Annotated in this window: 10 protein-coding genes; 8 read left to right on the plus strand and 2 right to left on the minus strand. The window is 29.3% G+C overall.

Annotation, left to right across the window (positions count from 1 at the left end; translation table 11 throughout):
• The first annotated feature begins 69 nt into the window (after positions 1-69).
• The 4 genes from IPP08_00870 (at position 70) to IPP08_00885 (ending at position 7,325) form a co-directional block, all read left to right on the plus strand.
• Entirely contained in the window at positions 70-690 is a 621-nt protein-coding gene (locus IPP08_00870) for a DedA family protein (protein ID QQS66762.1), read from the plus strand.
• Positions 683-1,339 carry a hypothetical protein gene (locus tag IPP08_00875; GenBank protein QQS66763.1) on the plus strand — a complete coding sequence of 219 codons (657 nt, stop codon included), beginning with the start codon at positions 683-685 and terminating at the stop codon, positions 1,337-1,339. The genes IPP08_00870 and IPP08_00875 overlap by 8 nt, the downstream gene beginning before the upstream one ends.
• A gap of 242 nt (positions 1,340-1,581) precedes the next feature.
• Complete coding sequence (locus IPP08_00880) at positions 1,582-3,408, plus strand: M20/M25/M40 family metallo-hydrolase (GenBank protein ID QQS66764.1); 1,827 nt, start codon at positions 1,582-1,584, stop codon at positions 3,406-3,408.
• 173 nt (positions 3,409-3,581) lie between these two features.
• Entirely contained in the window at positions 3,582-7,325 is a 3,744-nt protein-coding gene (locus IPP08_00885) for an IgGFc-binding protein (GenBank protein ID QQS66765.1), read from the plus strand.
• Positions 7,326-7,348: 23 nt separating this feature from the next.
• Here the strand turns inward: IPP08_00885 and IPP08_00890 are convergent, their stop codons facing one another.
• Positions 7,349-8,485, minus strand: coding sequence for an FAD-binding oxidoreductase (locus tag IPP08_00890; GenBank protein ID QQS66766.1), 1,137 nt, complete (start codon positions 8,483-8,485; stop codon positions 7,349-7,351).
• Positions 8,486-8,638: 153 nt separating this feature from the next.
• A complete protein-coding gene (locus IPP08_00895) occupies positions 8,639-9,991 on the minus strand; it encodes a T9SS type A sorting domain-containing protein (GenBank protein ID QQS66767.1) in 1,353 nt (450 codons plus the stop codon).
• Between the two features lie 349 nt (positions 9,992-10,340).
• Here IPP08_00895 and IPP08_00900 point away from each other — a divergent pair, with 349 nt between their 5' ends.
• From IPP08_00900 to IPP08_00915, 4 genes are all read left to right on the plus strand, one after another.
• Entirely contained in the window at positions 10,341-11,204 is an 864-nt protein-coding gene (locus tag IPP08_00900; protein ID QQS66768.1) for a class II glutamine amidotransferase, read from the plus strand.
• Positions 11,205-11,305: 101 nt separating this feature from the next.
• Positions 11,306-13,270, plus strand: a complete 1,965-nt coding sequence (gene nuoL, locus IPP08_00905; GenBank protein ID QQS66769.1) for an NADH-quinone oxidoreductase subunit L — start codon at positions 11,306-11,308, stop codon at positions 13,268-13,270.
• 55 nt (positions 13,271-13,325) lie between these two features.
• Complete coding sequence (locus tag IPP08_00910) at positions 13,326-14,978, plus strand: NADH-quinone oxidoreductase subunit M (GenBank protein ID QQS66770.1); 1,653 nt, start codon at positions 13,326-13,328, stop codon at positions 14,976-14,978.
• Complete coding sequence (locus IPP08_00915; GenBank protein QQS66771.1) at positions 14,979-15,593, plus strand: metallophosphoesterase family protein; 615 nt, start codon at positions 14,979-14,981, stop codon at positions 15,591-15,593.
• Positions 15,594-15,659 lie beyond the last annotated feature (66 nt).

The raw sequence follows: 15,659 nt of genomic DNA on the forward strand, positions 1-15,659 counted from the left end.
ATACGTCTTTTTTTTTGTTTTGAAAAATATCTAAAACCAAAATTAAAATGATATTTTTGAAAAAAAATAATGATTGAACTTGCAGACATAATTAAATGGCTTTCACAGCTCTCACCAATTGGTCTTTATTCTATGTTGTTTTTTATATCATACATTGAGAATATTTTCCCACCTTCTCCAAGTGATATTTTAATAATATTTATTGCAACACTAATAGGAATTGGAACAATTGGCTTAGGAGAGTCAATTATTATTTCAACATTAGGAAGTATAACTGGCTTTCTAACAGCTTTCTGGTTAGGTAGGAAATATGGACGCAAATGGATTGATGATAAGAAATTTAAATTTCTTGATAAAAGTTCATTTGAAAAAGTTGAAAATTGGTTTGAAAAGTATAATTATGGAATTATTATCGCAAATAGATTTTTGGCAGGAACAAGAGCTATAATTTCTTTTTTTGCTGGAATGTCTAAATTAAAAATTGTTCCTACCACAATTTTATGTTCTATTTCAGCTTTAATATGGAACACCATTTTGATAAATATTGGGAAATTATTAGGAGACAATTGGGAGTATGGTGTGAAATTATTATCTGAATATAATATGGTTGTATTGTCAGTTTTAGCTTTAGTTGTTGTTTATTTTACAACGAATTACTTTATCAAAAAATATAAATCAAAGAATGTTTAAAAAAGAAATTTATTTACTTCTAATTTTATTGTTTGTTCTAACATCTTGCAAGAAAGAGAATGCAAATTTAAATAGTAAAACAAAGAATGGAATTACAAACGAATATGATACTACTGATTCAAAAGATACAATTATTAATTTTCCTGTAAAAGATCCTGCCCAAAGCACTCTTCCAGTTGCAAAAGATGGTAGATTCCAAATACCTTTGAGTAAATTTGTTGGAACTGATTTGTGGATTACATTACCGAAAAATTTCGCAATTAGTCCTGAAGCATCAGGCAACGGATCTGCATTTTATATTTTTGATAAAAGTGATCCAAGCTTAAAAGACAAATCGGCTACTGTTAGAGCTTTTGCTAGGTTACAAGTTACATCAAAGCCACCAAATGGTTTTGCTGGTCAATCAGATAGCACAATTGAAAATGTTGTTATTGCTGCACAACCACTTCAATGGAAAGTTTGGGAAGAAAAATCTCCAAATGGTGATAAGTTCTATTTAAGGGAATTGAACTCACCAGACTTTTTTGCAGGAGTTTCACCTGAACAATCTCAAAAACATATTGCATTGTATATATATTTAGGCGGAACTGATGCTGCTAAAATTAAAGAATTGGTTGTTGCTGTTAATACACTAAGTATGAAGCCTTAAACTTATTAATAAAGTTTTTGAAGAAATTCCTAAATATAATCCAATGCTTGTATTAGTAGTACTTTAATAAAAGAAATTTAAAATTTACAAGATATGATTTTCTAAATATTAGTGAAATTGTATCTTGTTTTTTACTAAAGGATTTAATTAACCAATTAATTCCAAATTGTTTTTGTCTTTTAAAAAGTAGTTAATTAAAAAACTAAAAATTTATATTTGTATAATTAAAATTAATATAATTGATGAAGAAATTTCTTTTTTCCCTTTTTTTTAGTACTTTAATTTTTTCAAATTCTTTTACTCAAAACTTAAAAAATGATTCAATAATTTTTGATTCTTTGAATTTAAGAGATAATATTAAATTTCTTGCCAGTGATTCACTTTCTGGCAGAAGCCCATACTTGAAAGGTAATGCTGATGCCGCTAATTTCATTGCCATTAAATACCGTGAAGCAGGATTAAAGCCAATTGGATACAACACAACTAAAAAGAAACAATACTCAAATGAAGATTACTATAATTATTTTTCATTTTTAGCATCAGTTAAAACTGGAGATAATTCAAAGGTTGAAATTAATATTAATGGAGTTGAGCAAAAGTTAAAACTAAATAATAGTTATTCAGTTATGAGTTTTAGCGATTCATCATCAATAAGTTCAAGTCTGGTATTTGTTGGGTATGGAATTAATGCACCTGAATTGCAATATAATGATTATTCTGAAATTGATGTAAAAGGGAAAATAATTATTATAATGAGATATTTCCCAAACAACAACAACCCACACAGTTTGTTTGCTAAATATGGATCTATGACTAGTAAAGTACGAACTGCTAAAGAGAACGCTGCCGCAGGAATAATTTTTATTTCACCACCGAAAGATTCAAGTTCAATATTTGAAACAAAACTTGATAAAAGTTTTGTAAGATGTGGAATCCCATGTGTGTCAGTTAGTGGTGATGTTTTTATTAATCTAAGAGATAGTTTAGGTAGAAATTTAAAAGAAATTCAACAACATATTGATTCAGTACGAAAACCTGCTTCTTATATAATAAAAGATTCTAAAGCAAATATCACTTGTGATTTAATTTTAGAGAAAAAAAATGTACCAAATGTGATAGGTGTTTTACCTGGAACTGATCCTGTTCTTAAAGATGAGTTTATTGTTATTGGAGGTCATTTTGATCATTTAGGAATGGGTGATGATGGTTCATTAAACACTACAAAAACTCCATCAATACATTATGGAGCTGATGATAATGCTTCTGGTACTGTAGGGGTTTTGGCTTTAGCCGAGGCTTTTGGAAAGAATAATATCAAAACAAAAAGAACTCTGGTTTTCATTTGTTTTAATGCTGAGGAAATGGGACTTCTTGGTTCAGCTGCTATTGTTGAAAAATTTCCTTTAGAACTAGGAAAAGTGATTACTATGATAAATATGGATATGATTGGTAGGTTGGATTCTAATAATCTAATTGTTCAAGGCTCTGGTACTTCACCAATCTGGGAGAGTTTTGTTAAGAATTTAAACAAATATGATAAGTTTAACATCAAGTTTGTAAAAGATGGATTTGGACCAAGTGACCATTCAAGTTTTTATACAAAAAATATTCCTGTATTATTTTTCTTTACTGGGCTTCATAAAGATTACCACAAACCAACAGATACTTGGGATAAAATTAATACTTCAGGAATGGCTAAAGTTTTAGGATTAGTATATAAATGTGTGAATGGGATAGATCAAATGATTCAAAAGCCAGAGTTTACTAAGGTGCAAGCATCGGCTCAGAACCGCAATTCAACTGGATTTAAGGTATATGCTGGTACAATTCCAGATTATGCCTACGATGGAAAGGGGCTAAAATTAAGCGGCGTTACTGATGGTGCCCCTGCTCAAAAAGCTGGTGTAAAAGATGGTGATATCATTGTTAAAATGAATAACAAAGTAATTGATAATATATATGATTATACAGATGCACTAGGTGAATTCATTCCTGGTGATGAAGTTGAAACTACTTTATTAAGGGGCAAAGATAAAATTGTTGTTAAAATTATTATGATGAGTAGATAATCTAAAACTTTAAATTGTTTTGATTCTATATTGTGAAATTTTCTATTGAATGTAGTTAATTTTACTGTAAAGTGAATAACGTTTAGTTAGTTAAATAAATATCTGAAAACCTAATGTTATCAAAATTATTTTAACCTAAAAACTTGAATTGAATTTTTTAATCCCTTTTCGTTTTGAACAAGTTAATATTATATTTTTTTCTTATAATAACCTTTATATACTCTATAAATAGTTATGAAGTAAAAGCCCAAAGTAATGGGCGAGGGACTGAGTTTTGGTGTTCTTTCCCAAACAATAGAAATGATATATTTGTATTAAGATATATTAGGCTTTATTTTACTTCTGGAAATAATTCTGGTGATGTAAGAATTTACAAAGGTGATAGTTTAATTGGGTTAGTAAAAGCAAAACCATTTGAGGTTACTACATTCGATGTTCCAATTGATATCGCTCAAGTTACCCCAATTTCATCATTAAAAAATGATTTAGTTTTTAAAAATAAAGCTCTCTTTATAAAGTCCGACTACCCAATTACAGTTTATGGGATGAACAGATCCCTGCAATCGAGCGATGGGATGTTAATCCTACCATTAGAATCATTAGGAGATGAATATATTTTCCCTTCATATTCTTCATCACAAATGATGATTATAGCCACAGCTGATAATTCAGATATTAATATAACAATTCCCTCTAATACTAAATCATTGAATCACACAAGAAATTTTTCTGTAAATATGAATAAAGGTGATGTATTTATTTGTGTTGGGAATGATCTTGTAACAAACTCAGATTTGTCTGGTACTAAAATAACTTCAGATAAAATTATTGCTTTAGTTTCTGGTTCTCAATGTATAAAAATTCCAGATGATACTTATACAGCTTGTAACCATATTGTTGAAATGATTATTCCAACAACTTCTTGGGGAAAAATTTATTACTCAGTCCCATTAAAAACTAGAACTTCATCTGATACATATAGAATATATTCTGGTGATACAAATAGTAAGGTATTTATAAATGAAGTGTTATGGAGAACTTTACCAACATATGGAGGAGAGAATTTTAAAGGTTGGTTCCAATACAATTCCAACTCCAACTCTAACGATTTAACCACTTTTGTAAGTAATAAGCAAATATTTGTTCAACAATTTTCAAATTCTTGGACTTACGATTCTGTGTTAAATTCAGACCCGTTTATGTTAAATTTAATACCTACTGAGCAATTTATTAAAAAAGGGAAAGTTCTTTTTAGTTTGGATGACACATCATTTTCTCAAAACTATCTTAATGTTGTAATTGATTCATCTGAGTTTGACAAATTAGAAATTGGTAAAATTAATTCACCCTTAGTAAAAGTTATAGCTGACACAAATAATGGTTTTAAGCCATTCCCAGTCAAGTATAATGGTAAAACTTATTTAGGAGGGACAATCAATTTAAGTAATGGATCTTATCAACTTGTTAGTACTTGCCCTTTTGCAGCTTACTTATATGGTTTCCAGGCTTACGATGGATTTGGTTATGCTTTGTCATCTGAAACCGAATACCAAAGAGGGGGTGATACATTGTTTGTAGATACAACTATTTACTGCCAATCAGCATCTATAATAATTAAAACTTTAAACAAAAATCCAATTGGATTAAGAAGTATTTATTTAGAAAATCCAAAAAATTTAAGACTAAATTTTATAAACCCACCAAACCCTCAGTCACTTTTCAAATCAACTTACGCAGAAGTTGAAGTTGCAGTTATTGATACCTCAGCGGATGCTGAAGGAACATTGGTAATTACTGATATTAGTGGTAAAAAGTGGAGATATTATTTTCATTTTCAACAGACAAATTTAAAATTAGAGAGTGATTCTATTAGGCATTTGCCTAATGATTCGTATTACTATTTTACACTTACAAACTTATCTGATAAAACTATTTTTGTTCAATCTCTTAAATTTTCATTTGGGGATAATGTAAATCTATTATCACTTTCACAATCAATTCCTGTCTTTCTAAAAAGAAATGAAAAAGTAAATATAATTGCTCGTCAGATAAGTATTAATGACTCTGTTTCAGATACTATTTTAATTGAATTGAATTGTAGAATTAAAAAATTCCCTTTCTTCTTTAAAGGGAAAGCTGCTAAGCCAGACCCTTACTTAACTCATATAGATTGGGGTGACAAATGGATTTCAAATGAGGTTAAATGTACTAAGAATATTATTAAACAATATGATACTACAATTTATATTGTCAATAATGGAGAAAGAGCATTTAATATAAGTAAAGTATTCCTTGAAGGACTAGATTACGAAATGGGTGTTTTTAAAATAGATACAACAAAACTTTTAAATTCAACAGATACAATATTTGGAATTAGTTCAAAGTATAATTTTCTTCCCGTACATCTAATTTTTAAACCAATATCTGAAAAAGAATATTATTGCAATTTGGTTTTGGTTCTTAAGAATGGTGACACTATCAAAACCCAAATTCTTGGAGAAGGAACTGAATCTCATTTAATTGTTGACAAAACAAATATTGGAGTATTAATATTCAAAGGTCCTAAGCTTACTGAAATTAATCAAGATGTACTTTTGATTGCTCGTAAAACACGTAACACTACTATAACTGGAATAAAAATAATTGGCAAGGATTCACTCGATTTTACTTTTAAATCAGGGTTTATTCTCCCTGATAGTTTAAATAAATGGGTAATTATGCCAAATGAAATTAGAAAAATCCCTATTACTTTCAAACCATTAAGTACTGGTAAGAAATCTGCAAAACTTGAATTAATATCAGATAATTCATTCTGCGATGATTCAATCCCAAGTTTAACAGGTTTGGCTTATAAAGATGGATATTTGTATAAATTTAACAATAACATAGATTTTGTAAATGCTTTTTTGTGTTCAATAACATTACAAAAAATAGTGATTAGAAATTATGTTGATGTTCCTTTAAAAGTAAATAATTTCAGAATTGTTGATAAAGATAATACTATAACAATTTTGGATTCTTCTAAAAAAATACTTAATTACAACGACTCAATAGTTATTTCTATAGCTTTAAAACCAATTCAGGAAGGAGATTACAATGCTAAGATTTTGTTTGATATTTTAGATGCAACTTCAGATATTTTAATAGAAAGTGCTACCACTAACATATCTGGTAAAGTAAATAAATATTCATTAGCTTCAGGTTTGTCGCAATATTATCATGGCAATTTGAATCAAGTATTATCTGTTCCTTATTTATTGAAAAATGATATTAGCGAACTTAAAATAAATAAATTTAGATTAAATTTAGGATATGAAAAAACTGTTTTAAATTTAATAAATTATTCAAAAATTGATATAGCTTCTTCGATGATAAAAGGGACTTTACTTGATGGTTGGGACTTTAATATAATTCAATATACTCCAGGAAATTTATCTATTGAGTTCTATTCCTTGAATAAGTATTTAAATGGAACAGGAGAGTTGTTTAATATGAAATTTATTTTGTTTGTTGGTGAAACCGAAAAAGGATTTTTGAAGTGTAATTTAGATTTTAACTCATTTAATGACTGTATAATTAACCAACCAGAATCATCAATAGTTTCAATTGACTCTGTTTGTGGTTTGAAATCTAGGTTAATTGATTTGTCAAATGTAAATTTCTCATTGAAACAAACTGAGCCAAACCCATCAGATAATAGCTTTAAAATTAAATTTAGTTTAGGATTTACAAACCCTACATCAATGATTCTATTTAATAAAAATGGGGAACTAATTTCTGAATTAATTAATGAAAATCTAAAAAAAGGTGATTACATTTTAGAAATAGATGCAAGTAAATTACCATCTGGGGTATATTATTATAAATTAAGATCTGGTTCTTGGTCTCAAACTAAAAGTTTGATAATATCACATTAAATTATAAGACTATTATTAGTTGATTAAATGATTTGATTCATTAAAAAAGCCATTTCAATACCTATTTGTGAGCCAAGTGCTACACCCATTCCATTACAACCAAAGGCACAAAATACATTTGTAGAAACATTATTTACAATAGGTAATTTGTTCTCACTAAATCCCATTATTCCTTGCCAATTCATTTCAATTTCAAAATTATTATTTGGTAGTATTATATCAGTTAAGTATTTTTTCAAAGTAGATAATATATCTAAATTCTCAACAAAGTCAAAACTCTCCTCATTGGTTATATCCGTATTTCTGCCGCCACCAATAAGAACTCTATTACCAACATTCCTAAAATAGTAAAATCCTTTATCAAAATGAAATGTCCCTTTAAATTTTAAATTGCTAATTTCAGAAGTAATCATAACTTGACCGCGAGCTGGCTTCAGGGGTAATGTTTTGAATAGTTTTTTTGCAAATGCATTATTACATACCGAAACTTTAGATGAAATGAATTTTATTTTCTCATTAATAGATTGATTAGACACAATTACTTCAACAAATTTTTCATTATCATTTATTTCTATAACCTCTGAACCTGTTAATATATTTACACCAAGAGATTTGGCTTTCTCAATTAATGATTTCATCATTTTGCCAGTATGGATTTGACCTTCAAATTTATTTTGAATTAATGAATGAACTTGATCAAACCCAAATTTGTAAACTAGATCATTTCGGAATGAAAAAATGTTTTGGTTAAATAACCCAAATAGTTTTTCATTCAAGTTATTGAGTTTATCTTTTGAGAGTGTATATGAATCAAAAAGTAATTCGTATCCTCCATTTTGTTCAAAGCCTATTTTGCTTTCTCCCAATCTTGAACGCAACAATTCAAGACCATGAATTCTTTTCTCAACTATAGCAATGGTACTATCTAAACCATTTATTTCAATATCATTTAAAATCTCTGTTGGACTACCAAAACAAGCAAAACCAGCATTTTTAGTGCTTGCTCCACTTGGGAATACTCCTCTTTCAAGTAACAATACTGATAATTTACTATTTGATTCTAATAAACTAATTGCTACTGAAAGACCAATAATTCCTCCTCCAATTACAATAACATCATTACAAGTAAAGGATTCTTTTTCCCAAAATGAAATGCTCATTGAATTAAAAATGTTGGATAAAGTTATTATTAATTTGCAATATAAAAAAACCTTCAGCACTATTTAATGATGAAGGTTTTTAATTATCCTTTTAAAGGAAACAGTTTAAATCTAATTTAAACAATCTATTTAGATTTCTAAAAATTATAAAAATTATTTGGTAATATTTACTTTACTTGTATAAACATTTTCACCAGTTTTCATACTTACCATATAAGTTCCACTTAGCAAATCTTCTACTGGGAGAGATATTGAATATTTTCCAGGTATATAGTCTTGATTATCAATAAGCGTTTTAACTAACTTACCAGTTGCATCAAACATCTGAATTGTAAGGTTAGTTCTCTGAGTAATTGAAAAATTCTGACGAGATATTTTCCCTGGAACAACAGGTGATGGGACAACGTTATCTAATCCTTGAGAAGTTGCATCAGTTCCATAATGATATTCAACACCAGATGGTAAAATTATTGTTCCATACCATGACATATTGATATTCAAATGACTTCTAATTTGTCCTCCATCTTTAGATGTAAATACTAATCCTTTCCATGAACTAATAATAGATTGTGTAGTTCCTGTCTTATAAAGTACAACACTCATAGCCATAAAAGAATCTAATGGGTTAGCTCTTGTATCTCCATCAACAGTGAAATCTCCTTCTCTAAACTCATTTGTAGTAATTATTTGTTGATATTCATCTGATTCTTGAACAGGTTGTGTTAAAGCAGGTGACTCATCATTTACGTACATTATTATTATTGCATCACTTGAAGTAGCTTTCAAAGGTGGTTCAAACCCAACAACAGTTTGTGAAATTCTGTAAGATCCTGGTTGATCACCCTCTGTTATTTTTTTATCCATTTCATCTGGAGTAACTTCAAATTGAACTGGAGCTTTATATCCTTCAAAATAATTAGTTGCAGAATTTAATGTAGTTCTGTTTAAATTAATTCCACCTTTAATATAAGTTGTACCAGTTAATCCTGCATTTTTATATTTGAATGCAAGTATTTTACCAGAGTTATTTGGAGTGCTATTAGGATTTTTGTAAACAAAAAACTTTACAGAATCAACAGTAAAAGAACCTTTTGGCTCTTTAAATTGAGCAATCCAAACAGAATCATTAAATTCAGGATTGTCACTTTTAATTATATTGCTTGTTGAGTTATAAACTTTTCCATTGAAAAATTTATATACAGCTTGGGGTGAGAACACCTGACCAAAGCCACGAAACTCAGTTCCGCTACCAAAATTTAAAGGTACTCGCATATCATTTCTATTTGTATCACGTCCGGTTTCATCAATTCTTCTTAAAATACTACTCTGCCATACATAATCTTGGGCTTCAGCTATTTTTGAAATGCCAGTAGTTGAAACAGTTGGAGTAAATTTTGAATAATCAATTTTTGAATCAGATATTTTTTGAGGTTCTATACTTTGCTGAGCTATACTTAAAGAAAAAGTAGCAAACAACATAGTCACGTAAATAAGAATTCGTTTCATCATTAATTTTTTAAAGTAATTTATAATTTTTAAGTTTTTGAGATTTATAATAAAGTAAGATTGTAAAATTATGAAAATAGTTTGTAATTAATTTTAAAATTATTTTATAAATCAATACATAGATATAATTGACACAAAAGTTAAATTTTTGTTACAACTCAATATCAATAATTATTGATTAAATTTAAAATCAATTTTTAAATGTTATTTTTAATGGAACTAATTTTGATAATGGTTTAAATTGATTTTAATATTCATACCATATATTTAATCATATATCTTAATTTTGCGAAATATTTTTCTCTTTATAATTTATTTTTCTCTTTAATATTTAATTGTATAAATCAGTTTGTGTAGATTAATTGCATATGCAGGCAAGCCGGTTCTTGCGAGCGATTTGCTCTACAAACCACAACATTCCTTAATGCAGAGACAAGCAATTCGTGCTGAAGAAATGTCTACTCCTATCAATGGTGATGGATGTGGAGTTTCTTGGTATGATTTTAGAATTGATTCAGAGCCTGGTCAGTTTCGTTCTATTCATCCGTCTTGGTCGAATACTAATTTAAGATTATTATGCCAAAAAATTAAAACATCATTATTGTTTGCTCACGTTAGAGCAGCTTCACCTGGAGCTATAATAGATCAATTAAACTGCCATCCATTTGTATATGGTCAGCTTTCTTGGATGCATAATGGTATGGTTGGTGGTTTCAAATCTATTAGGAGATCTTTGCTAAGTGGACTTAATGATGAAAGTTATGAGGTAATCCGGGGTTCAACAGATAGTGAATATATGTTTGGATTGTTTCTTAATAAACTCAAAAATCCTAAAGGTGATGTTTCAACTGATGAAATGATAATTGCATTGAGCGATATGTATAATGATTTGAAAAAATTGTTGCTAGAGAAAAAAATTGAAGAACATTCTTACATTAATATATGTGTAACTAATGGCAAATCAATAATTGCTACTAGATATACAACAAATCCGAGAGTTCAACCTGCCTCCCTCTATTATGTTTATGGTAAAGAGTATATTGTAGATGAAAACGAAAAATCATATATGATTCCAGATACAGGGAAAGCTGGCTCGGTTATTATTGCAAGCGAACCATTTACAGAAAATAAATCTGATTGGATGAGAGTTGAAAGAAATTCAATGATGATTGTTGATGAAAATTTAAATATTAGTTTTAAACAACTGAACTAAATTTCAACAATTTATTTGATGTAAAGAATAAAACTAACAATTTAGTTTGTTGTAGTTCTCATTTTCGAAATTAATAATGATACAAGACTAATTTTTATATTATGGACTTTTATATAGTAACAATAATTATTCTACCGCTTATTGGATTTGCTATTAATGGCATTTTTGGTAAGAAGATAAATAATGAAAAGATTTCAGGAATTATTGGTACGAGTACAGTAGGCATCGGTTTCATTATTTCAGTTAGTTTACTTTTCAATATGATCAGTTTGCCAGTTGAAAAAAGGAGTATTATGGTGCATGTTGCAGATTGGATTTCAGCAGGGAAATTCAATGTAGGTTTGAATTACCAATTAGACCAATTATCAATTGTTTTCCTTTTAGTAATTACTGGTGTTGGTACTCTAATCCATATTTATTCAATTGGATACATGCATGGAGATAAAGGATTTGCAAGATTTTTTGCTTACCTAAATTTATTTATTTTCATGATGCTCAATCTAGTTTTAGCTGATAACTTAGCTGTAACTTTTTTGGGTTGGGAAGGTGTTGGATTGTGTTCGTTTTTATTGATAGGGTTTTGGTATGATCAGAAGTTTGAAGGAGTAGGTATTAAAACAACTGGAGACGCTGCAAAAAAAGCATTTATTGTAAATAGAATTGGAGATTTGGGAATGCTGATTGCAATGTTTATTTTATATAATGAATTTGGAACTTTAAAATATCAAGAGTTAATTACAATTGTTTCAAATGGTGGTTTCTCACCAGGGCAAAGTAGTGCTTTAACTTATGCAACATTGTCTTTATTATTAGGAGCATGCGGGAAATCTGCACAAATCCCATTAGGAGTATGGCTCCCTGATGCAATGGCTGGTCCTACACCTGTTTCAGCACTTATTCATGCAGCTACAATGGTAACCTCTGGAATATTCTTAGTTTCTAGAACATCAGTACTTTTTGCTTTATCACCATTTACAATGTCTGTAATGACTGGAATTGCAATAACAACTGCATTGATTGCTGCAACTATAGGTTTAGTACAAAATGATATTAAAAAAGTATTAGCTTATTCAACTGTCTCTCAACTAGGATTTATGTTTGTTGCTTTAGGAGTTGGCTCATTTTCTGCAGCAGTTTTTCATGTTCTAACCCATGCATTTTTTAAAGCTCTTTTATTCTTGGGAAGTGGTTCTGTTATTCATGGAATGCACCACGAACAGGATATGAGAAAAATGGGTGGTTTGAAAAAATATATGCCTCAAACTTATAAAACTTACTTAATAGGCGCTATTGCAATAGCTGGAATACCCCCTCTTTCTGGATTTTTTTCTAAAGATGAAATTTTATTTAAAGCTTGGGTAAATGGAAGCTGGGTGTTATGGATTGTAGCAGCTGTTGCTGCTTTTATGACTGCATTTTATATGTTTAGATCAGTTTATATGACTTTTGATGGGAATGAAAATTTTGATCATCATCATGTGCACCCTCATGAATCTCCTAAAACAATGACAATTCCATTATGGATACTTGCATTACTATCAGCTACTGCTGGTTTGTTAGGAATTCCTGCTATAATTGGAAATTTTAATTTTGTAAATGTTTTACATCATTGGCTTGAACCAGTTTTTGATCCAGCAGAAAAATTTTTAAATACTGTTCATGAGCAGCATTCTTTAGAAATGATTTTAATTATAATATCAACTGTTATTGCTACTTGTGGAATTATGCTAGCAAGAACTTTTTATTTGAAGAAAACTGAACTACCTCAAAAAATATCAATTCAATTTAATGGAATTTATAAGTTGCTTTTGAATAAATGGTATGTAGATGAAATTTATAATAATTTTATCTTAAAACCAATTCAATTTATTTCTGATAAATTCTTGTATAATGTAATAGATAGAAAATTAATTGATGGAAGCATCAACGGTGGAAGCCGCTTAATTGCTGGTTTTTCAGGTATCTTTAGGCAAATACAAACTGGAGTTGTCCAGCATTATGCAACTTTATTTATAGCTGGAGTAGTAGTTATTTTAGGATGGATTGTTTTCTTCTTTAAATATTGAAATTGATAATTATTGCAAATTCAATTATTGTTAACCGATAAATATAAATTGATAAATGCTGTTACTTACTTTACTAATACCTTTAATAGGAGCAATAATAACTCCATTTCTTAATGGGAAAGCAGTTAAATATTCTTCTGCTTTTTTCTCAATAATAACATTTGCAGTTTCGTTATTGTTTTACAGTGGTTTTAATCCATCAGATTCGAAATTTCAATTTGTAACAAGTTACCCATGGATCAATTCATTAGATATTAATTTCAAATTTGGAATTGATGGTATGTCCTTATTGTTAGTTTTACTCACCACTCTAATTTTCCCAATAGCAATAATATCTAGTTGGGAATCTATTAAGGAAAAAAAATCCTTTTATTACCCATTATTATTATTATTAGAGTTTGGAGTTATAGGCGTTTTTATATCACTTGATACATTTGTGTTTTATGTTTTTTGGGAGTTAGTTCTAATTCCAATGTATTTACTTATAGGAATATGGGGTGGAAAAGAAAGAATTTATGCAGCAGTTAAATTCTTTATCTATACAATGGCGGGCTCTTTATTAATGCTTGTAGCTATAATATGGTTAGGACACGAGGCTCAAAAATCTGGAGGTGCTTTTACTTCAGATTTTATCAAACTTATGCATATTGGACCTTCAATCCCATTTGTAACACAGAAATGGCTTTTTCTAGCATTTGCACTCTCTTTCTGTATTAAAGTTCCATTATTCCCATTACATACTTGGCTACCAGATGCACATACACAAGCTCCAACTGCTGGATCTGTATTACTTGCAGCTGTACTTTTAAAAATGGGTACTTACGGTCTTATCAGATTTAATTTGCAGTTGTTTCCACAATCTTCACTCTATTATGCAGATGTTATATCAACCTTAGCAGTTATTGGAATTATTTATGGTGCTTTAGTTGCAATGGTACAAACTGACATTAAGAAATTAGTTGCTTATTCATCTGTTGCTCACTTAGGATTTGTTGTTCTAGGCATATTTTCAATGACAGTAGAAGGAGTTCAAGGGGCAGTACTTCAAATGGTAAATCATGGTTTATCGACAGGCATGTTGTTTTTATGTGTTGGATTTATATATGAAAGAAGGCATACTAGGGAGATTAATGAGTTTGGGGGGGTTGCTAAATCTATGCCAATATTTGCAGTGATGTTTGCTTTTGCAATGCTCTCGAGTGTTGGTGCTCCAGGGTTAAATGGTTTTGTTGGTGAATATCTAACACTTATTGGTACTTTTACTTCTCAACATTTATCATCAAAATGGTTTGCAATTATTGGTGCTTCAGGTGTAATTTTTGCAGCTGTTTATTTGTTGTTACTTTATCAAAAAATATTTATGGGTGCTATAACTAAAACAGAAAATAGTACTTTATCAGATTTAACAAAAACTGAAATTGGATTAGTTATTCCATTAGTAATCTTATTTGTATGGATTGGATTTCAACCAAATACTTTCCTTAAACTTACTGAAAGTTCTAGTCGAGCTGTGGTGGGAGTGATAGAAAAAATTCAGGGTGAGAATAGATATTTACCAGAAGCAAATTCTAGATTAGGTTTGGCAATTGAACAACCAAAAGAAGTTAATAAAAATGTTACCTCAAATAACAGCGAAAAAGATCAACAACAAATCTTTCAAAAGCAAATTCAGGAACAATTACAGAAACAAGGTGCAAAACAAAAATAGATGAAAATATTAGTATTATCAGATATCCATGATCATATCCGAAATTTAAGATCTACCCTTGCAGATCACAATGATTTAGACGCTATGATTTTTTTAGGAGATTTATGTTCTCCATTCACGTTAGGTTTAATGATGGATAGTTTTCAGAAGAAACCAATTCATTTAGTGTTAGGTAACAATGATGGTGATTCTTTTAGAATTACGGCGAAGGCTCATCAAACTCAATTTGATGTACATATTCACGGTGAATTTGCTGAGTTAGTTGAATACAATGGAAAGCTAGTTAAAAGAGTTGATTTCGAGAATTTATTTGGAGATTATGAAAAACGTGACGTTGGAGGCTTAAGAATAGCAATGCATCATTTTGATAATATAGCAGAAATTCTAGCTCGATCCTCTGTTTATGATATTGTTTTTTATGGACATAATCACATTTACAATATTGAAAGAAAAGAGAACACAATACTTGCAAATCCAGGCACAGTTATGGGTTATGATCCTTCAAAAAAAAGAGATATTCCAGCAACTTATATTGTGTTAGATACAATAACAAATACTCTTACTAGCTACTTACCAGAGCTTGTCAAGCCTTTCGAAGTGGTTAAAATTAACTAATTGTTTGTATGTATTTATTATTTCAATTAATAAAAATACATAGCTTAAAATAAAGAAGCTCATTTG

The sequence above is a fragment of the Chlorobiota bacterium genome, from assembly GCA_016700335.1.
GTDB lineage: Bacteria > Bacteroidota > Ignavibacteria > OLB7 > OLB7.